Annotated in this window: 14 protein-coding genes; 3 read left to right on the top strand and 11 right to left on the bottom strand. The window is 68.6% G+C overall.

Annotated features, from left to right (window positions below):
* Positions 1–50 precede the first annotated feature (50 nt).
* The 4 genes from HNP73_RS11545 to HNP73_RS11530 all read right to left on the bottom strand — a co-directional run bounded on the left by HNP73_RS11545 (position 51) and on the right by HNP73_RS11530 (position 5,347).
* A complete protein-coding gene (locus HNP73_RS11545; RefSeq protein WP_184149171.1) occupies positions 51–293 on the bottom strand; it encodes a DUF4170 domain-containing protein in 243 nt (80 codons plus the stop codon).
* Between the two features lie 248 nt (positions 294–541).
* A complete protein-coding gene (locus HNP73_RS11540) occupies positions 542–1,954 on the bottom strand; it encodes a phosphohexomutase domain-containing protein (RefSeq protein ID WP_343063270.1) in 1,413 nt (470 codons plus the stop codon).
* A 13-nt stretch (positions 1,955–1,967) separates the two neighbouring features.
* Positions 1,968–3,413, bottom strand: coding sequence for a mannose-1-phosphate guanylyltransferase/mannose-6-phosphate isomerase (locus tag HNP73_RS11535; RefSeq protein ID WP_184149168.1), 1,446 nt, complete (start codon positions 3,411–3,413; stop codon positions 1,968–1,970).
* A 233-nt stretch (positions 3,414–3,646) separates the two neighbouring features.
* The gene (locus HNP73_RS11530; protein WP_184149165.1) at positions 3,647–5,347 is read right to left on the bottom strand and encodes a hypothetical protein; all 1,701 of its coding nucleotides are present in this window, start codon (positions 5,345–5,347) and stop codon (positions 3,647–3,649) included.
* A 248-nt stretch (positions 5,348–5,595) separates the two neighbouring features.
* On the opposite strand from HNP73_RS11530, the gene HNP73_RS11525 reads away from it, so the two are divergent.
* Positions 5,596–6,300 carry an SIMPL domain-containing protein gene (locus tag HNP73_RS11525; RefSeq protein WP_184149161.1) on the top strand — a complete coding sequence of 235 codons (705 nt, stop codon included), beginning with the start codon at positions 5,596–5,598 and terminating at the stop codon, positions 6,298–6,300.
* A 263-nt stretch (positions 6,301–6,563) separates the two neighbouring features.
* Here HNP73_RS11525 and HNP73_RS11520 read toward each other — a convergent pair whose 3' ends face one another.
* On the bottom strand, positions 6,564–7,694 hold the full coding sequence (locus tag HNP73_RS11520; protein ID WP_184149158.1) for an App1 family protein phosphatidate phosphatase: 1,131 nt from the start codon (positions 7,692–7,694) through the stop codon (positions 6,564–6,566).
* A 112-nt stretch (positions 7,695–7,806) separates the two neighbouring features.
* On the opposite strand from HNP73_RS11520, the gene HNP73_RS11515 reads away from it, so the two are divergent.
* The gene (locus HNP73_RS11515) at positions 7,807–9,093 is read left to right on the top strand and encodes an O-acetylhomoserine aminocarboxypropyltransferase/cysteine synthase family protein (protein WP_184149156.1); all 1,287 of its coding nucleotides are present in this window, start codon (positions 7,807–7,809) and stop codon (positions 9,091–9,093) included.
* Positions 9,094–9,101: 8 nt separating this feature from the next.
* Here HNP73_RS11515 and miaA read toward each other — a convergent pair whose 3' ends face one another.
* Positions 9,102–10,016 (bottom strand): tRNA (adenosine(37)-N6)-dimethylallyltransferase MiaA, encoded by a 915-nt coding sequence (miaA, locus tag HNP73_RS11510; protein WP_184150643.1) that lies wholly within the window; start codon positions 10,014–10,016, stop codon positions 9,102–9,104.
* Between the two features lie 139 nt (positions 10,017–10,155).
* On the opposite strand from miaA, the gene HNP73_RS11505 reads away from it, so the two are divergent.
* Positions 10,156–11,895 carry an ABC transporter substrate-binding protein gene (locus HNP73_RS11505; RefSeq protein ID WP_184149153.1) on the top strand — a complete coding sequence of 580 codons (1,740 nt, stop codon included), beginning with the start codon at positions 10,156–10,158 and terminating at the stop codon, positions 11,893–11,895.
* 192 nt (positions 11,896–12,087) lie between these two features.
* Here HNP73_RS11505 and HNP73_RS11500 read toward each other — a convergent pair whose 3' ends face one another.
* The 5 genes from HNP73_RS11500 to aceF form a co-directional block, all read right to left on the bottom strand.
* Entirely contained in the window at positions 12,088–12,696 is a 609-nt protein-coding gene (locus HNP73_RS11500; RefSeq protein WP_184149150.1) for an OmpA family protein, read from the bottom strand.
* A gap of 17 nt (positions 12,697–12,713) precedes the next feature.
* Positions 12,714–13,076, bottom strand: coding sequence for a hypothetical protein (locus tag HNP73_RS11495; protein ID WP_184149147.1), 363 nt, complete (start codon positions 13,074–13,076; stop codon positions 12,714–12,716).
* A gap of 358 nt (positions 13,077–13,434) precedes the next feature.
* Complete coding sequence (locus tag HNP73_RS11490) at positions 13,435–15,723, bottom strand: NADP-dependent malic enzyme (RefSeq protein WP_184149144.1); 2,289 nt, start codon at positions 15,721–15,723, stop codon at positions 13,435–13,437.
* Positions 15,724–15,782: 59 nt separating this feature from the next.
* Entirely contained in the window at positions 15,783–17,528 is a 1,746-nt protein-coding gene (gene lpdA, locus HNP73_RS11485; protein ID WP_184149141.1) for a dihydrolipoyl dehydrogenase, read from the bottom strand.
* 10 nt (positions 17,529–17,538) lie between these two features.
* Positions 17,539–19,119, bottom strand: a complete 1,581-nt coding sequence (gene aceF, locus HNP73_RS11480) for a dihydrolipoyllysine-residue acetyltransferase (RefSeq protein ID WP_184149138.1) — start codon at positions 19,117–19,119, stop codon at positions 17,539–17,541.
* Between the last annotated feature and the right edge of the window lie 10 nt (positions 19,120–19,129).

Genomic DNA, 19,129 nt, shown 5'->3' with positions numbered 1-19,129 from the left:
CGAAATGCGGGACGGGTGACAGCGGTGCAGGGATCGGTCAGGCTTGCCTCTCAGGCGAGCTTCTCGGTGCCGCTGCGCGGATTTGACTCGTCGTGCATGCGGTGCAGATGGGCGATGAAGTAGCGGACGTGGGCATTGTCGACCGTAGCCTGCGCCTTGGCCTTCCAGGCGGTATAGGCACTGGCGTAGTCCGGAAACACGCCCACGACATCGATCGCGTCGACGTCGCGGAATTCGGTGCCTTGCGGATCGGTGAGCTCTCCTCCGAACACGAGATGGAGCAGCTGCGACATGGCTCTGGTACTCCTTGGCCGGGAACGCGACAAGGCAGAACCTTAGCGGGCGCGCCGGGGAAAGCAAAGGAGCGCCGTGGTGGTCCGGCGCGGGCTGAAGCGCCACGGGCGGAGGTCTGCCGGTCGGCGCCCGTCCCGGCGGGGCCAATGTGGCAGGACCAGTGCGGCAGGGCCAGTGCGGCGCTGTAGGCTCGGCCTCGTGATCCAGGTCGGACCGGTTCAATGGCCCGCTCCCGTGGCTGACCGCTTCAGGCGGCGCGCGAGTTGTCGGCGGCGATGCGGCCGAGCACCCGTGTGATGAGCTCTCCCGCCGCCTCCGCCGTCGCGGCTTCCGCGTAGCAGCGCAGTTCCGGCGCATTGCCCGAGGCGCGCAGATGCACGACATCGCCCGAGGCAAGCGTCATTCGGACACCGTCGAGCGTGTCGATCGCACCGACTGGACCGAGACCTTCGAGCAGGCGGCTCCGCGCGCCGGCGTCGGTCACAAGCGCGGCGAGAAGCGGTGCGGAGGCGGTGTCGGGGAAGTCAGGCAACCTGTCGCTCGCGGTCATGCGCTGCGGCAGGCCGGCGGCGAGCGTGGAGAGGGGCACGCGAGCCCCGGCCGCGGCCGCAAGGACCGCGAGCATCGGCGCGAGCGCGTCGCGGGTCGGGAGCGGCGCGAGCGTGCGGCCGTCCGCGCTCGTGGCCGTGCCGCCGAGGAGGAAGCCGCCGTTAGCCTCGTATCCCACCGGCAGGCGCGCGCCACCCGAGGCGAGACCGGCGATAGCTTCGACCACATAGGGCGAGCCGATGCGGGTGCGCACGCTGCGTGCGAACCAGCCGCTGCGCTCGAGCGCGGTCGAGGCATTGATCGGGCAGGCGACGGCATCCGCCCCGAGCGCGCGGCCCGCGAGGCTGCCGAGTGCGTCGCCGCGCAAGACCGCGCCGGTCTCGTCGGCGACGAGCGGCCGGTCGCCGTCGCCATCGGTGGAGACAAGGGCGTCAAGCCTGTGCTCGCGAACCCAGGCGGCAATGCGCAGGGCGTCCGACGGCGCCAGCGCCTCCGTGTCGATGGGCACGAATTCGTCGGTGCGGCCAAGGGCGATCACCTGGGCGCCGAGATCCTCCAGCGCCGTTCGCGTCAGGTCACGGCCCGCGGCGCTGTGCTGCCAGAGCCCGATGCGCTTGCCCGCGAGGACACCGGCGCCAAAGAACGCAGTGTTTCTGGCGATGTAGGCGGAGCCGATCTCCGCGATTTCCTCGCGCCCGGACCCGGCCCCGGGCGTGGCGTGAGGCCCGGCGAAGGCGGCACGGATGCCGTCCTCGTCGTCCTTGGTGATCTCGTCGCCGGCGCGATAGAACTTCAGGCCGTTGCGGTCGAAGGGGATGTGGCTCCCGGTCACCATGATCGCCGGGACGCCCCGTCGGGCTGCCTCGAGCGCCAGCGCCGGCGTTGGCACCACACCGCAGTCGATCGCCGCAAGGCCCGCGCCCCGGATCGCCGCGCGGCAGGCGGCGGCGATCCGGGGCGAACTCGGCCGGAGGTCGCGCCCCACAAGCACCGCCGCAGGGGGGGTGCCCCGCGCGAGGTGCGCGAGGAACGCCGCCGTCCACGCGGCCGAGACCGGATCGCTCAATTCGCTGACGAGGCCGCGCAGGCCGCTGGTTCCGAACTTCAACACGGGGCGGATCCTCTCAGAGACGGCCGAAGTCGTCCTCGACGCGCACGATGTCGTCTTCCTCGAGATAGGCGCCGGTCTGCACCTCGACGATCTCGACGGGGATGCGGCCGGGGTTCTGCAGGCGGTGCATGCAGCCGAGCGGCAGGTAGACCGACTCGTTCTCGCGCAGGATGATGGTCTCGTTGTCGCGCACCACTTCCGCCGTGCCTCGCACGCAGACCCAGTGCTCGGCGCGGTGGTGGTGCCGCTGGAGCGAGAGCTTCTTGCCCGGCAGCACGACGATGCGCTTCACCCGGAACCGCTCGCCGAGGTCCATGGTCTGGTACCAGCCCCACGGCCGATGCACGCGGGCGGGCGTCGTCGCCTCGGGCAGCTTCATCGCCTCGAGTTCGGAAACCAGCCCCTTTACCTCCTGCGCCCGCTCGATCGGCGCCACGAGGATCGCGTCGGCGGTATCGACAACCGCGAGTCCCTCGACCCCGAGCACGCAGAGCAGCCGGCCGTCGGAGCGGAGATAGCTGTTCGTCACGTCCTTCATGTGGACGCGGCCCTCAGTGGCGACACCGTTTGCGTCCCGGGGGCTCTCCTGCCAGACGGCCTTCCAGTCGCCGATGTCGGACCAGGCGAATTCGGCGGCAACGACCGCGGCGCGCTGGGTGCGCTCCATGATGGCGTGGTCGAAGCTGATCTTCGTCACCGTCTCGAAGCTCTTGCCGAGCCGCATGGCGCCGAGGTCGTCCGTCGCCTCGTCGATCGCCCGCTGGACAGCGGTGAGCGTGCGCGATGCGTGATCCTCGATCTCGGCAAGGCCAGCGCTCGCGCGGAAGCAGAACATGCCGGCATTCCAGAGACAGCCGTTGTCGATGAGCGACGCGGCCCGCTCGGCATCGGGCTTCTCGACGAAGCGGTCGACGGCAAAGCCGCTGCCGATCGGCGCCCCGGGAGAGATGTAGCCGTAGGCGGTCGACGGGCTGGTCGGCGGGATGCCGAGCACGACGATGTACCCGTCCTCGGCCAGCCGGGCCGCAGCCGAGGCGGAGCGGCCAAATGCCGCAGCGTCGGGGATCAGGTGATCGGATGGCATCACCATGACGATCGCATCAGGGTCGCGCCGGGCGGCGAGGCACGCAGCCAGCGTCACGGCGGCCAGCGTGTCGCGACCCTGCGGCTCGAGCGCGATGTCGATCTCGACACCGGCCTCCTTCGCCTGATCGGCGACGAGAAAGCGCGCCGGCGCGGCGCTGATCACGATCGGCCGGGCGAAGACCTGGCGGTCGAGGCGGGAGAGCGTGCGCTGGAAGGGCGAGGCGCCGCCCAGCATCGGCACGTGCTGCTTGGCGAAATCCTTGCGCGAGATCGGCCAGAGGCGCGAGCCCGAACCGCCACAAAGGATGACCGGAACGATCGTCCGCACCGACCCTGCGCGCTCGATCGACCGGATCGGTTGAAGAGAAGTCATAGCCGCCACCACCTCATGCCAACGCCGGTCGGCCCGGCTCCTGCCTGCGTCCCCGAGGGGATGAGAGAGAGGAGCCTGATTTCCCTTAACGAGAGGTGACCGGCGCATGTTCCGTTGTGCTCATTGGAACACAGGCGGCGGCTTTCGGTAAACTTCACAATCCGGTGGAGCAAAGGGTAGGGGGGCCACCCCCTTTCGGGCGAGGGAGATGCCCCTCGCCCGGTGGGCAGACTTCAGTCAGGCAGTCGCAGCATGGTCTCCGAACCGCCGCTCCGCACCCGAACGCCATCGGAGGACACGGAGGCGACCTGAACTCCGGCGACGCTGTCGCCCGAGCGCACGCGCTGGATGTCACCACTCGGCAGGCGCACCAGTGCGTGCGGCTTGTCGGTGTCGCCGAAGACGCCGATGAGCGAGAGCTGCGTCCGGAGCAGTCCGGCGCGGGCCGCGGTGCGGGCGGTCGTCGCCTTTGGTGCCGCACTGGCGGGGACGGCTGCGACGGGGACGACCTTGACCGGGGCGGCGGGCCGGACGGCCTTCGGTTGCGGCGGGATCGGCACGATCTTCGGCTGCGGCGTCAGCGCGGCGGTGACGATCGGCGTCCGCGCTGGCGCGGCGACGATCGGCGCCCGTACCGGCGTCGCGGCCAGCGCCGCGACCGGACGAGTCGCGGCGACGGCGCGCTGCAGCTTCGGCGCCGGTATCGAGGCGACCCTCCGCGCGGGAGGCGCCATGTCCGCCGCAGGGGTTACCGACGGCTTCGGGCTCGGGCCGGCCGGCGCGGTGTCACCGAAGCCATCGGGACGGGCGCGCGGCGCGAAAACGGTCGCGGCGAGGGCGGCCACCGTCATCGCGTCGGACGGCGTGAGCGACGCCACCCGGACGCTCGGGGCGGCGTTCGGACGATGCTCGGGCCGGGCGAAGTCTTCGGTATCGGCGGCGGCGACACGCTTGACGATGTCGGCGACCGGCCCTGCCACGGACTGAGGTGCCGCGACGGGCTCGGGCCTCGCCTCGGCATACTGCCGGGCGCGGGGCCGAATGGTATCGGCCGGCTCGCCCGTTGGCATCGCCGAGGCGGCTTCCGCCTGCCGCACGGCTGCGGGCCTGTGCAGGGGCGCGGGGCCGGATCGCGTGTCGATGGCGCGCGATCCGGGCAGTTCGCGAAGGTTCAGGACCGGTTGGCCCTGCGGACCAGAGGTCACTTCGAGGTTGCGGGTATTCATGGTGAAGGCCGGCGCCTCCAGCACTGCCGCGTGCGGGCGGAGCGGGGGTGGTGCGGCCTTCGCGACGTCGGTGACGGCGGGCTCGGTCGTCACGGCCGCGGGGATTGGCGCGGGCGGCGGCGGCATCTCGACAGCGAGCGCGACGGAGGCGCGTGCCACCGAGCGATGCACCACCGGCCCCTGCGACATCACGGGCTCCGGAGGCGGAGACCCGAGGACAGCGACGATCGCCGCGATCGAGGCGGCAAGACCGCCGATCGCCATGATGATGCGTGGCACGCCAACCGGTAGTGCCCGTCCCGGCGGTGTCCAGTTCAGGCTGCCAAGCGCCGGTGGAATCGCGAAGCCGTCGAAGCGACCGGCACCACGAATCACCTCGGCACGAAGGCCGACCGCCGCAAGCATCCGGCGGACCTCGAGAAGTGTCTGCCGCCGGGTCGCGGCGAGCGCCGTTGCGCCGTCGTCTCCCTGTCGCCCCACGGAAAGCGCGACCTCGCCCGGCGCAACCGCAAGGGCGCGGGCCGCGAGAATGCGGGCCTTGCGGCGGCGCATCCAGGGCGTTCGCGCCCCGAGGCGCAGACGGTCGCGCCAGACCTCGCGGTCCGGCAGAACGACCGTCAACCGGCCGCGCACCGTATCGACCGCAGCGGCGAGTCGCCTGAGGTCGTCTACGAACGCCGGATGATCCGGCGATGCCAGCCGCGTCATTCCGGGAATATCGCTCCGGAGGAGTGTGACCTCCGGATATCCCAAGTGGAGCCGGAAATCCGGCCTGCGTTGATACCTGCTCATGCCTGCCCCGATCTCTGTCGAGTGTTTGTGATCGGAGCGTAGCGGACTTCGCTTCAACGATCCAGTAAAACGCAAGGCTTTTTAGCAATTTTTGGTTGCCGTGACGGAGCTTGCAGAGCAGATCTGACGCAGCCCGATTTTTCAATCGTCCGGAGTGTCCCCAGATGCGTTCCATGTTGCTGCCCGCCACCGCCCTCGGTCTCGCCCTCGGCCTCGCTGCCGGCACGCCCGATCGTGCCCATGCGGACTCGACGCCGCGCGAAATCACCGTCACCGGATCGGCGACGGTCGATGCGGTGCCGGATGTCGCTTCGGTCTCGGCCGGCGTCGAGACCCAGGCGCCATCCGCGGCCGACGCGCTCAAGGCCAGCAATGAGGCGATGACGGCGGTTTTCGCCGCGCTCAAGGCCGCCGGGGTGGCGGATGCGGACATGCAGACGAGCCAGCTCACCCTCAACCCGGTGTTCGCGCCGGAAGCCGGCGACTCGCAGGTGGCGCCGAAGGTCGTTGCCTATCAGGCGTCGAACATGGTGACGGTGCAGGTCCGCGATGTGGCCAACCTCGGGAAAATGATCGACGCTCTGACGCAGGCGGGAGCGAACCGGCTTTACGGCGTGAGCTTCGACGTGGACGAGCCCGGTGCCGTGCTTGACACCGCGCGGCAGAAGGCCGTCGCGGACGCCCGACACAAGGCAGAACTCTTCGCGACGGCCGCCGGGGTCAAGCTTGGTCAGGTCCGCGCGATCTCCGAGGGCGGCGGTGGCGGGCCGATGCCGTTCCGAAGCAAGATGGACATGGCCGCGGCTCCGATCGCCGCGGGCACGGTCTCGCTCGGCGCGGATGTGACGGTGGTGTTCGAGCTGGAGTGATCATCCGGCGAGACCGGACGCGGGTCCGGGTTGCAAAGGGCGGACGGCCTCCACGGGCGTCCGTGCGGCCCGGGCGGGTGCGAGGAAGATGTGGGCCCGGGAGCTCCCGCGCCGACATCTTCGGTCCCCCGTCTCTCGGAAGGCCGCGAACAGAGCTTTCCCTAGGGTCAGCGCCGACATAATTTCTGATATCCATCAAACGACTAGCCGATAGGCGCGACTTGCGTGGCGTCTTTCGGTCTGGCGACAGCCAACGATTGCCTTCAGTCCGCGTCCGCGGCGTCCTGCGGCTGAACGTCCGGGTTGTCCGGGGTGGCCTCGCGTTCGGCGACCCGGGCGGCGACGGTCTCGAGCGCGTCCGGCGCGATGAGCCCGAGGCTGACCGCGTGCTCGGCGAACGCCACGCTGTCAGCGGCAAGAACGAGGTGGATGCCTTTCGAGGCGAGCGCGCGTCCGATCTCCGACAGCTCGGCCGAGCGCCCGGCATCCTTCGCGGTCACGTCCCGGATGTACACCGCCCGAACCCGGTCGCCATGACGTTCCGCGACGGCACGGTAGAGTTCGGGGTCATGCTGGCCACTGTCCCCGATCAGCACCACCGGCATGTGGGGATAAAGCCCCATGATCGCCTCGATCAGCACCGCCTTGTGGTCTTCGGCCCGGCGCGGCAGCGGGGTGCGCCAGCTGATGCCCCACTCCCGCAGGAAGAGGATCGGCCCGATGGGGATCTCGTGCGCCTGGAAGAACTCCTCGAGGATCTCGTAGATCCCCCACGGCGCGCGCGAGACATAGAGCATGGCGTTCTGCTCGTCCCCGGAGGCGCCGGCATGGAGAGCCCGGTAGAGATGCGAGACGCCGGGGAAGACCGTGCGGCTCTCCGCATCCTGCACGAACAGCCGCCAGAGCATCATCGCCTTGTTGGCAACCCCGGTGTGCATGACCGTGTCGTCGATGTCCGAGATCACCACCATCTTCGACTGCGGTGGGGGGATGTAGACCTCGGCGGTCGCGGCGACCATCGCCGGTGCGATCATGGCGATCTCGAGGGTGTGCCAGCGCAGTTCGGGCGGCGGCGGCATACCCGGCGCCATCTCGATGCGGAAGTATCCGTCCTGATCGGTCTCGACCTCGATGACGGCACCGTAGAAGCGCGCGCGGATGCGGGCGCCCCGAACCGGACGCCTGCGGATCCGGCGGAGCACGTCGCGCAGCTCGGACGCCTCGTCGTGGTCGGTGTGCTGCCAGAAGGCCCGGCCGATCACGAAGATCCGCTCGTCCGAGCCGTAGCCACGATATGGTTGAAGAACGGCGCCACGCCGCCCACGGCTGCGCCGGACGGGTCGGGCAATGACCTTGAGGGCGCGGCGCAGGCCGCGGCCGATGCGGTGGGGCAAGCTGTGGTCTCCTGGTCTGGCGGCGAGACTAGGCCGCTTCCAGCGCAGCGGCAACGTTGCCACCCACGAGAGGCTCAACTAGCGTCCGCTCGACTGGTCAATGGAGGCAACCATGGCGGAGACGCCTTACGGATTCGACACGCTGCAGATCCACGCGGGTGCACGGCCCGACCCGGCGACCGGGGCGCGGCAGACACCGATCTATCAGAACTCCGGCTACGTCTTCCGGGACGCGGATCACGCGGCGGCGCTCTTCAACCTTCAGGAAGTCGGCTACATCTATTCGCGCCTCACCAATCCGACGGTGATGACGCTCGCGGAGCGGATCGCGTCGCTGGAAGGCGGAGTAGGGGCGGTCTGCACCTCTTCCGGGCATGCGGCGCAGATCATGGCGCTCTTCCCGCTGATGCAGCCGGGCGACAACATCATCGCCTCGACGCGGCTCTACGGCGGCACGGTGACGCAGTTCACGCACACCATCCGGCGGTTCGGCTGGGAGGCGCGTTTCGTCGATACCGATGACCTCGCGGCAGTCGAGGCGCTGGCGGATGGCCGGACGCGGGCGATCTTCGCGGAGTCGATCGCCAATCCGGGCGGCTACGTCACCGACATCCCGGCACTGGCCGAGATCGCCGGTCGCATCGGCGTGCCCTTGATCATCGACAACACGTCCGCGAGCCCATACCTCTGCCGGCCGATCGAGATGGGTGCGACGATCGTGGTGCACTCCACCACGAAGTTCCTGACCGGCAACGGCACGGTGATCGGCGGCTGCATCGTCGACTCGGGGAAGTTCGACTGGCTGGCCTCGGACCGCTTCCCGTCGATGACCGAGCCGGAACCTGCCTATCACGGGTTGAAGTTCGCCGAGACCTTCGGGCCGATGGCCTACACCTTCCACGGCATCGCGATCGGGCTCCGGGATCTCGGAATGACGATGGCGCCGCAGAACGCATTCCTGACGCTGCTCGGCACCGAGACCCTGAGCCTTCGGATGCAGAAGCATGTGGCGAACGCCGAAGCCGTGGCGGCATGGCTCGAGAAGGACGATCGCGTCGAGTCGGTGACCTATGCGGGCCTCGCATCGTCGCCGTGGTACGACCGGGCAAAGCGGCTCTATCCGCGTGGCGCCGGCTCGCTCTTCACCTTTGCGCTCAAGGGCGGGTACGACGCCTGCGTGAAGGTGGTGAACTCGGTCGAGCTCTTCAGCCACGTGGCGAACCTCGGCGACGCGCGCTCGCTCATCATCCACTCGGCCTCGACGACGCACCGGCAGCTGACGCCGGAACAGCAGAAGGCGGCCGGAGCCGACCCGAGCATGCTGCGCCTCTCGATCGGCATCGAGGACCCGGCGGACCTGATCAACGATCTCGACCAGGCGATGGCAAAGGCCATGTGACTTCTCGGTCAGCGAGCCGGCACGAGCGCGAGCAGATCGCGTTCGCTCGGATCCGCCCAGGCCCAGTCGGCCATCCGGCCCCGGAGCCAGGTGCGCTGACGCTTGGCGAAACGGCGCGTCGCGATCGCTGTCGCGGCGCGCGCCTCGTCAAGTGAGGCGTCGCCGCGCAGATGCCGTCCGAACTCGGCTGCGCCAATGGCGCGCGCCGCTGGCAGATCGGCCGATGCGTCGAGTTCGCCGAATGCGCGGACCTCGTCGAGGACACCGTGCGCCAGCATGACGTCGATCCGTCTGGCAATGTTGCGTTCAAGCGCCGGGGACGCCGGCATCACCACGATGCGGGCGGAAGTGGCAATTCCGGATGCGGGCGCGTGAGCGTGCCACCATGCGAGACCGCGGCCGGTGGCGGTGAACACGTCCCACGCGCGCTGCACGCGCATCGGGTTCGCCGTGTCGATCCGCGAGCGCGTCTCCGGGTCGATTTCGGCGAGCATCATGGCGGTGCCGTCCGACAGCATGGCGTCCGAGCGTGCGCGGACCTCGGGCGGGATTGACGGTATGTCCGCGAGCCCGTCGGTCAACGCGCTGAAGTAGAGCCCGGTGCCGCCGACGACGATCGGCCGCAGGCCGTCGCGTTGAGCAACGGCAATCGCGTCCAGCGCGGCACGCCGCCAGTCGCCGGTGGAATAGCGACGCGTGGCGGCGACGTGACCGAACAACCGGTGCGGCGCGCGCTTCAGATCCTCCTCATCGGGGCGGGCGCTCAGCACCCGCCAGCAGGCGTAGACCTGGCTCGCGTCGGCGTTGATGACGCAACCGCCGTCGCGCTCGGCGAGGCGAATGGCGAGCTCGGATTTGCCGCTGGCCGTAGGCCCGGCGATCAGCACGGGATCCAGAGAATCCATATTCATCATAATCTCCATTATCCGAACAATACGCGCAGCCGATGATCCCGCCTCGTACCGCGCAAAGTGCAGCCACGGCAACTTCAGTTGACGCACTGGCGGAACGCCCTGCTATGGTCTCGCGGGGTCCGGGCGCGTCCCCTGCGGGAATTGGTGCATGGTTCACGACACGATCAACGGCAAGCCCGTGCATGGCACGGTGCCGCAACTGCTCGCTGCGCATCGCGCCGGGCGGATCGATCGGCGCGAGTTCCTGGCCATGGCGACGGCGCTCGGGCTGAAGGCATCCGCCGCGCTCGGGTTGCTCGGGCTGGCGCGGCCCGGTGCGGCGCATGCGGAGCCGGCCGAAGCGACGGGTGGTACGCTCCGGATCGCCATGGCGGTCATGCCGATCACCGACCCCCGCCTCTTCGACTGGTCGCAGATGGCGAACGTGGTTCGCGGCACCCTGGAGCCGCTGGTGCGGTTCACGGCGGATTTCACCTTCATCCCGTGGCTGGCGGAGAGCTGGGAGGTGAACGACGCCGCGACCGAGTATGTGCTGCGCCTGCGCCGGGGTGCCGTCTGGTCGAACGGTGAACCCTTCACGGCGGAGGATGTGGTCCACAACTTCACCAGGTGGGCCGAGGCGCATGTGCCGGGAAACTCCATGGCGACGCGGATTGCGGCGCTGACCGAGGCGACCGGTACGGAGACCTATGTCGCCGAGGTGCGGCGTCGCGACGGCAGCGTCGTGCAGGAGGAGCGCAGCCGCGAGACCTTCGGCCTTCGGCCGGGCACGGTCGAGGCGCTCGACGACCACACGGTCAAGGTGGTCCTGCCGGCGTCGGATATCAGCTTCATCCCGAACCTCTGCGACTATCCCGCGCTCATCGTGCATCGGGGCTTTGATGCCGCGGGTGCCGACGTCACCAAGGCGCCGGTCGGGACCGGGCCGTGGACGCTCGAGGGTGTCGAGCCGGGTGTCAGGGCGTCCCTCGTCCGGCGGCCGGGCGGCTGGTGGGGAGACAGCATCCCGGGCGTCGGGCCGGTGCGGCTCGACCGGATCGAGTATCTCGACCTCGGCACTGACCCGGAAGCGGCTGCGGCGGCATTCGAGGACGACGAGATCGACACGAGCTATGAGACGCCACCGGGGTTCATCGACATCCTCGACGGGCTCGGACTGAAGAAGTCCGAGGCGCTGACCGCGAACACCGTCACCGTGCGGATGAACGTGACGAAGCCGCCCTACGACGTGCTTGAGGTGCGGCGGGCGGTGCAGCTTGCGATCGACAATGCGGTGGTGCTCGACCTTGGCTATCAGGGGCTCGGAACGGTGGCGGAGAACCATCACGTGGGGCCGATGCATCCGGAGTATGCCGCCCTGCCCCCGCTGACCCGGGATCCGGACGCCGCGCGAACCCTGCTGGAAGCGTCGGGCCATGCTGGTTTCGAGTTCGAGATCATCTCGCTCGACGACGATCTGGTGCGCGAAACCTGCGACGTGATGGCGGCGCAGATGCGGGATGCGGGCTTCAGGGTGAAGCGGACCGTACTGCCCGGCAACACCTACTGGGCGAACTGGCGGGAGTATCCGTTTTCGGCAACGGAGTGGAACATGCGGCCGCTCGGGGTGCAGGTCTATGCCCTTGCCTACCGCACCGGCGTGCCATGGAACGAGACCGGATTCTCCAACCCGGAGTTCGACCGGCTGCTCGACAAGGCCCTTGCGATCTATGACCCGGACGTGCGGCGGGAGACGATGCGCACGCTTCAGAGCATCGTCCAGTCGTCGGGGATCATCATCCAGCCCTACTGGCGCAAGACCTTCCGCCACATGACGCACCGGGTGCACGGCCTGGTGATGCACCCGGCCTTCGAGATGCAACTGGAACGGGTCTGGGTGGAGGGGTGACAGGACATGCGCATGTCGCGCATTTTTCTTAAGCGACTGATATCTAACGACATTGTGGGTCGGGTGGTCAGGTGCGATCTGACGGCGGCGTCTGCCGTGCCGTGCCGTGTCGGGAGATCACCCGGCAGCCGGGATGAAGCGGCGGCATGGCCGGCCCTGCCGATCCGCTTCCCCTTCGTGTCCCGAGCAGGATCAGTTCTGCAGCATCGTCTTTGGCATGACGAACTCGACGCGCCGGTTCTGTGCCCGGCCTTCCGGGTTGTCCTGACCGGATACCTCGTTTGCCGCAAGTGGTTCGGCTTCGCCGCGTCCTTCCGTTGTCAGGCGGTCGGCGGGAACGTCGGCTTCCTCCAGAAAGCCTGCGACCGTGTCGGCGCGGCGCTGTGAGAGTTCGAGGTTGTACGCGTCGGAGCCTTTCGAGTCCGTATGCCCGACGACCATGACCTTCCCTTCGGGCGCGCGCAGGATCACGCTGGCGATGTCGCTCAGGCTCGCCCTCGCCTCGGACGAGAGCTCGGCACTGTCGAAGCCGAAGAGGACGTCGCTGGTGACCGAGAGGATGACGTCGTCTCCGACTGTGCGGACGGCAATGTCGTTGCTCCGTCCGAGTGTCGCCTGTGCCTCCGCCGAGATGGCCGACACGCCGCCCGACATGTCGCGGACGGTCGCCGTGAGATCGAGAACCGTCGCCTCAAGTGGCAGGATGACTGCGGTCGTGCCTTGCGCGCCGGCTGACGTGGCCGGCGTGGCGGAAACAGCCGCGACCAGGATCGCCGCACGGCCGAACCGGGATCGGGACATCTTTGAACCTCGCCGCGTCACGGTGCGGGGAACGGGCCAAGCGGCTCCATTGCCGGCAGGTGCAGCACCGCTGCCTCGCCCGCGGGCGGTGCGGGGAAGGTTCCGTACCAGGCGCCTGCCTGCGGTCCGTCGTCATCCAGCATGAGGTTCGCCGGTGCGATCGCGTTTCCCTCGCTGTCCTTCAACAGGAGATACTTCTTGTCGCCGGCGACAATGTAGATATCGGTCTCCCAGACGGACTTCGACAGGGTCCCATAGAGTACCCTGCTGCCCTCGACGCCCTCCGCCCTGTAAAAGCGAACGCGAACCGTCATGGTGTCGCCCTCGCGCTGGGCACCGGCCAGCCGCGCTTCGGCCCAGCCGTCGTTGAGCATGGCCACTGCCGGAGGCGCTGCGGGGGCCGAGGCACTGGGGGCTGGATCCTGAGCCAGTCCAGCGGTGGTGCCGATCGTCAATGCGAGCGGGAGTGCGAGAAGAATCCTGCTGGATGTCCGATCAATCATGAGCCTCTCCAATGAATTGCGGCCATGATCAGATACCGGATGGGCCGGGGACGCAATCCGTCGGAGGCTCCGTCGGCGAAGTCCCGCGACCCCGAGGGGTCACAGTCTGGCGCCCACGCGTGATACGATCGCTTACAAGGTATTGAGAATAAATCGGATTCTCTTTGGAATTTGTGGCTGCCCCGGCCCCGCCATCATTCAGGCGGGCCCGGGGCGAGTGTGGTGGCGGCGGGAGTTACTCCGCGGCGGCGCGCAGTTCCGCGGTCTCGGTCTGGGCCTCGACCACCGCGATTGCGGTGAGGTTGAGAAGGCCGCGAACCGTCACGGACTGCGAGGCGATGTGGACGGGCTTTGCCGCGCCGAGCAGGATCGGGCCAACCGGCACCGCACCGCCGAGGACCTTCAGCAGGTTCAGCGAGATGTGCGCGGCGTCGGCGTTCGGCATGACGAAGAGGTTCGCGGCACCGGTCAGCGTCGAATGCTTGTAGGCGCGCGACCGCAGGGTCACGTCGAGGGCGGCGTCAGCGTGCATCTCGCCGTCGACCTCGAAGTCCGGCGAGCGCATGCGGAGGATCTCCATCGCTTCGCGCATCTTGCGCGAGCTTGCGCTCGGGCGGTCGCCGAAGTTTGCGTGGCTGACGAGGGCCGCGCGCGGCTGCACGCCCATGCGGAGCATGGCGGCCGCGGCGAGCTCGGTGACGTCCGCAATCTCGTCGGCCGACGGCTCAAGGTTCACGTAGGCGTCGGCGATGAAGAACGTGCCCTTCGGCATGACGAGGCCGGAGATCGTCGCGAGCGAGCGCGCACCGGGGCGGAGCCCGATGATACCCTCCACGAGACCGAGATGGTGGCCGAAGCGGCCGTTGACGCCGCAGATCGCAGCGTCGGCCTCGCCGGATTCCACCATCAGGCAGGCGAGCACGGTCGGGTCGTTGCGCACGCCGCGCAGGGCTTCGCGCGGATTGATGCCCGAGCGGCCGGAGCGGCGGTGCAGGATCTCGGCATAGGCGTCCACGTCGATCGTCGCCGGATCGACCACGTCCACGTCACCGTCCGGCCCGATGTTGAGGCGCAGTTCCTTCGCGCGCTCGGCGATCGTCTCGGCGTTGCCGATCAGGATCGGGCGGGCGATCTTGAGGCCGACCGCCTGCGACGCGGCGTGAAGCACCCGCTCGGTCTCGCCCTCGGCGAAGACCACGCGCTTCGGGCCGCGGGCGGCCTGGTCGAAGACCGGCTTCATCAGCAGGCCCGAGCGGAAGACGAAGCCCTGGAGCCGCTCGCGATAGGCGTCCATGTCCTCGATCGGCCGGGTGGCGACGCCGGAGTCCATCGCGGCCTGGGCGACGATGGGGGCCACCTCGACGATGAGGCGCGGGTCGAACGGCTTCGGGATGATGTATTCCGGGCCGAAGTGCAGCGAGTCCGCGCCGTAGGCGGCGAGCACCACGTCGGAGGCTTCGATCCGTGCGAGACGGGCGATTGCCTCGGCGCAGGCGCGCTTCATCGCCTCGTTGATCTCGGTGGCGCCGCAGTCGAGGGCGCCGCGGAAGATGAACGGGAAGCAGAGGACGTTGTTGACCTGGTTCGGGTAGTCCGAGCGGCCGGTGGCGACGATGGCGTCGGAGCGCACCTCGTGCACCAGCTCTGGCCGGATTTCCGGGTCCGGGTTCGCCATGGCGAAGATGATCGGCCGGGCGGCCATCGTCCTGACCATGTCCTGGGTCACCGAGTCCTTGGCGGAGAGGCCGAGGAAGATGTCCGCGCCGTTGATCGCGTCGGCAAGGGTGCGCGCCTCGGTCTTCGCGGCGTAAGCGCCCTTGTACTGGTCGAGATCGGTGCGGTCGGCGTGGATCACGCCCTTGCGGTCGCAGACGAGGATGTTGTCCTTCGACGCGCCGAACGACACCAGCAGGTCGAGGCAGGCGAGGGCCGCGGCCCCTGCCCCGTTGCAGGCGATCCGGACGGTCTTGATGTCGCGGTTCGTCACTTCCAGGGCGTTCAGGATGCCGGCGGCGGTGACGATTGCCGTCCCGTGCTGGTCGTCGTGGAACACCGGGATCTTCATGCGCGCCTTGAGCTTCTTCTCGATCTCGAAGCAGGCGGGCGCGGAGATGTCCTCGAGGTTGATGCCGCCGAACGTCGGCTCGAGGCGGGCGATCGCTTCGACGAATTCCTCGACCTTGGTCTCGTCGACCTCGAGGTCCATCACGTCGATGCCCGAGAATTTCTTGAAGAGCGCGGCCTTGCCCTCCATCACCGGCTTCGAGGCGAGCGCGCCGATGTTGCCAAGGCCGAGAACGGCGGTGCCGTTCGAGATGACCGCGACGAGATTGGCGCGGCCGGTGTAGAGCGCCGCGGTGGCCGGATCCTCGGCGATGGCCTCGCAGGCGTAGGCGACGCCGGGGCTATAGGCGAGCGAGAGATCGCGCTGAGTGGCCATAGGCTTCGTCGGAAGGATCTGGAGTTTTCCGGCGGGTTCAACAGAGTGGTAGGCGAGCGCTTCGCGCTTCAGTTCTTCCGACATGGCGTTTCCCCTGGGGAGTCATGAAACGCGCCGCGGAAGGTCGCGGCGCGTTGATTGGATTAATGCTTTTTCTTGGGCGGGATCAGGTCGGTGATCGTGCCCTCGAACATCTCGGCGGCAAAATTGATTGTCTCCGAGAGTGTCGGGTGCGGGTGGATCGTCAGCCCGATGTCGGTGGCGTCGGCGCCCATCTCGATGGCGAGTGCAACCTCGGCGATCAGGTCGCCAGCGTTCGGGCCGACGATGCCGGCGCCGAGGACGCGGTCGGTCTCCGGGTCGAAGATGACCTTGGTCAGGCCCTCGTCACGGCCGAGGCTGAGCGAGCGGCCCGAGGCGGCCCACGGGAAGACACCCTTGCCGATCTTGATGCCCTTTTCCTTGGCCTGGGTCTCGGTCAGGCCGACGAAAGCGACTTCCGGGTCGGTGTAGGCGACGCCGGGGATCACCATGGCATCGAAGATCCGGTTCATGCCCGAGATCACCTCGGCCGCGACCTTGCCCTCATGCACCGCCTTGTGGGCGAGCATCGGCTGGCCGACCACGTCACCGATGGCATAGATACCGGGGACGTTGGTCTTCTGCTGGTTGTCGACCGGGATGAACCCGCGCTCGTCTACGATGACGCCGGCCTTGTCGGCGGCGATCATCTTGCCGTTCGGCTTGCGGCCGACCGCCACGAGCACCTTGTCGAAGACGTCGGTGAAGGTGCCCTTCGGGCCTTCCATCGTCACTTCGAGGCCGGTGTCGAGTGCCTTCACCGCCGCGACCTTGGTCTTGAGGTGGATCGCCTCGAAACGCTTTTCCATGCGCTTCTGCAGCGGCTTCACCACGTCGGGGTCGGCGCCGGGGATGAGCTGGTCCATGAACTCGACGACGGTGATCTTCGTGCCGAGCGTCTCGTAGACCGTCGCCATCTCCATGCCGATGATGCCGCCGCCGATGACGAGCATCCGCTTCGGCACGTCGGCGAGCGCGAGCGCGCCGGTCGAGTCGATGACGCGGGGATCGTCGTGCGGGATGAAGGGCAGCGTCACCGGCTCGGAGCCGGCGGCGATGATGCAGTTGTCGAACGTCACGGTCTTCGTGCCGTCCTCACCCTTCACCTCGATGGCGTTCGGCGCGGTGAACGTGCCGACACCCTTCACCACCGTCACCTTGCGGCCCTTGGCGAGACCCGAGAGACCGCCGGTGAGCTTGTTGATGATGCTTTCCTTCCACCCGCGCAGCTTGTCGATGTCGACGTCGGGCTTCTGGAAGGAGACGCCGAAGTGGCCCATCTCCTCGGACTCGGTGATGACCTTCGCCGCGTGGAGCAGCGCCTTCGACGGGATGCACCCGACGTTGAGGCAGACGCCGCCGAGGCTCGGGTTGCGCTCGATCAGGATGACCTTCTTGCCGAGGTCGGCGGCGCGGAAGGCAGCAGTGTAGCCGCCCGGGCCGGAGCCGAGGACGACGACCTCCGCGTGGAGGTCGCCTCCCGTCGCCTTGGGCGCCGCAGCCGGAGCCGCCACCGGAGCCGCGGCCGCGGCCGGAGCGGCCTTCGGCGCCGCGGGGGCGGCAGCCGCCCCCTCCGCTTCGAGGGTCAGGATGACGGAGCCCTCGGAGACCTTGTCGCCCTCCTTGATCTTCACGTCCTTGACCTTACCGGCGTGCGGCGAGGGCACTTCCATCGTCGCCTTGTCGGACTCGAGCTCGACCAGCGGGTCTTCCTTGGCCACGGTGTCGCCGGGCTTCACCAGCACGGAGACGACGGGCACGTCCTTGAAGTCCCCGATATCGGGGACCTTGATCTCGATGTCAGCCATGCGAACCCCCTCAGAGCAGCAGGTTGCGCGGGTCGCGGAGCAGCGTCACGAGCTTCTGCAGGAAGCGCGCGGCCAGAGCCCCGTCGATGGCGCGGTGGTCGTAGGAGAGCGAGAGCGGCAGCATGTTGCGCGGCTCGAACTCGGACCCGTTCCAGACCGGGGCCATCTTCGAGCGGCTGACGCCAAGGATCGCCACCTCGGGCGCGTTGACGATCGGCGTGAACGAAGTGCCGCCGATGCCGCCGAGCGAGGAGATGGTGAAGGTCGCGCCCTGCATGTCCGGGCCCTTCAGCTCGCCCTTGCGGGCCTTCGCCGAGAGCGCGCCGATCTCCTTGGAGAGCTCGACGAGGCCCTTGGAGTCGACGCCCTTCACCACCGGGACCACGAGACCGTTCGGCGTGTCGGCGGCGAAGCCGATGTTGTAGAAGTTCTTCTTGATCAGCTTGTCGCCGTCCGGGTGGATCGACGAGTTCACTTCCCAATGAGCCTTCAGGGCCGAGACGCACGCCTTCATGAGGAAGGTGAGCATCGTGACGCGGTAGCCTTCGTCCTTGGCCTTGGTGTCGAGTTCCTTGCGGAACTTGTCGAGGTCGGTGATGTCCGCCTCGTCATTGTTGGTGACGTGCGGGATGTTGAGCCAGGACCGGTGCAGGGCCGGGCCGGAGAGCTTCTTGATCCGCGGCATCTCCACGTCTTCCACCGGGCCGAACTTCGAGAAGTCGACGGCGGGGATCGGCGGGATACCCATGCCACCCTGAGCGGCCGCGGGCGCGGCGGCGGCCGGAGCAGCGGTCTTCTTGAAGGAGCCGGTGATGTCCTCGCGCAGGATGCGGCCCTTGCGGCCGGAGCCGGTGACGGTCGCGAGATCGACGCCGAGTTCGCGGGCGAACTTGCGCACAGACGGCGAGGCGTGCGGCTGGCCACCGGCGGCGGCGCGGGCGGCGTCGTCGGCGGTCGGCTTGCGGTCGGACGAGGCACCGGCGGACGCGGCGCTGACCGGCGCTGCGGATTCCGGCGCGGTCGCCGCCGCGGCGGGTGCGCCGCCGCTGGCTTCGAGGACGAGGATGACGGAGCCCTCGGAGACCTTGTCGCCCTCCTTGATCCGGACTTCCTTCACCTTGCCGGCCTGCGGCGCCGGGACTTCCATGGTCGCCTTGTCGGACTCGAGCTCGACGAGCGGGTCGTCCTTGGCGATGGTGTCGCCGGCCTTCACCAGAACCGAGACGACGGGCACGTCCTTGAAGTCGCCGATGTCGGGCACCTTCACGTCGACGGTGCCGCCGCCCGATGCGGCCGGAGCCGCGGCCAGTGCAGCCGCGGGCGCGGCGGCCGGGGCGGACGCCCCTGCCCCGCCGGCGGTCTCGAGCACCAGCACGACGGAGCCTTCCGAGACCTTGTCGCCTTCCTTGACCTTCACTTCCTTGACGGTGCCGCCCTCGGGCGCGGGCACCTCCATGGTTGCCTTGTCTGACTCAAGCTCGACGATCGGATCTTCCTTCGAGATCGTGTCGCCGGCCTTCACCAGAACGGTGACGACGGGCACGTCCTTGAAATCGCCGATATCCGGCACCTTGACATCGATGGTGGCCATCTCGTTTCCC

This window comes from Amaricoccus macauensis (genome assembly GCF_014201905.1).
Classification (GTDB): Bacteria; Pseudomonadota; Alphaproteobacteria; order Rhodobacterales; family Rhodobacteraceae; genus Amaricoccus; species Amaricoccus macauensis.
The sequence above is the reverse complement of the archived record's forward strand: the minus strand, read 5'-3'. Positions and strand labels throughout refer to the sequence as shown.

Bases quoted from the DNA above. Each gene is read 5' to 3' on its own strand.
- HNP73_RS11545 (WP_184149171.1), bottom strand. From the start codon at position 293: ATGTCGCAGCTGCTCCATCTCGTGTTCGGAGGAGAGCTCACCGATCCG.
- HNP73_RS11535 (WP_184149168.1), bottom strand. From the start codon at position 3,413: ATGACTTCTCTTCAACCGATCCGGTCGATCGAGCGCGCAGGGTCGGTG.
- HNP73_RS11530 (WP_184149165.1), bottom strand. From the start codon at position 5,347: ATGACGCGGCTGGCATCGCCGGATCATCCGGCGTTCGTAGACGACCTC.
- HNP73_RS11525 (WP_184149161.1), top strand. From the start codon at position 5,596: ATGCGTTCCATGTTGCTGCCCGCCACCGCCCTCGGTCTCGCCCTCGGC.
- HNP73_RS11515 (WP_184149156.1), top strand. From the start codon at position 7,807: ATGGCGGAGACGCCTTACGGATTCGACACGCTGCAGATCCACGCGGGT.
- miaA (WP_184150643.1), bottom strand. From the start codon at position 10,016: ATGGAGATTATGATGAATATGGATTCTCTGGATCCCGTGCTGATCGCC.
- HNP73_RS11505 (WP_184149153.1), top strand. From the start codon at position 10,156: ATGGTTCACGACACGATCAACGGCAAGCCCGTGCATGGCACGGTGCCG.
- HNP73_RS11500 (WP_184149150.1), bottom strand. From the start codon at position 12,696: ATGTCCCGATCCCGGTTCGGCCGTGCGGCGATCCTGGTCGCGGCTGTT.
- HNP73_RS11490 (WP_184149144.1), bottom strand. From the start codon at position 15,723: ATGTCGGAAGAACTGAAGCGCGAAGCGCTCGCCTACCACTCTGTTGAA.
- lpdA (WP_184149141.1), bottom strand. From the start codon at position 17,528: ATGGCTGACATCGAGATCAAGGTCCCCGATATCGGGGACTTCAAGGAC.
- aceF (WP_184149138.1), bottom strand. From the start codon at position 19,119: ATGGCCACCATCGATGTCAAGGTGCCGGATATCGGCGATTTCAAGGAC.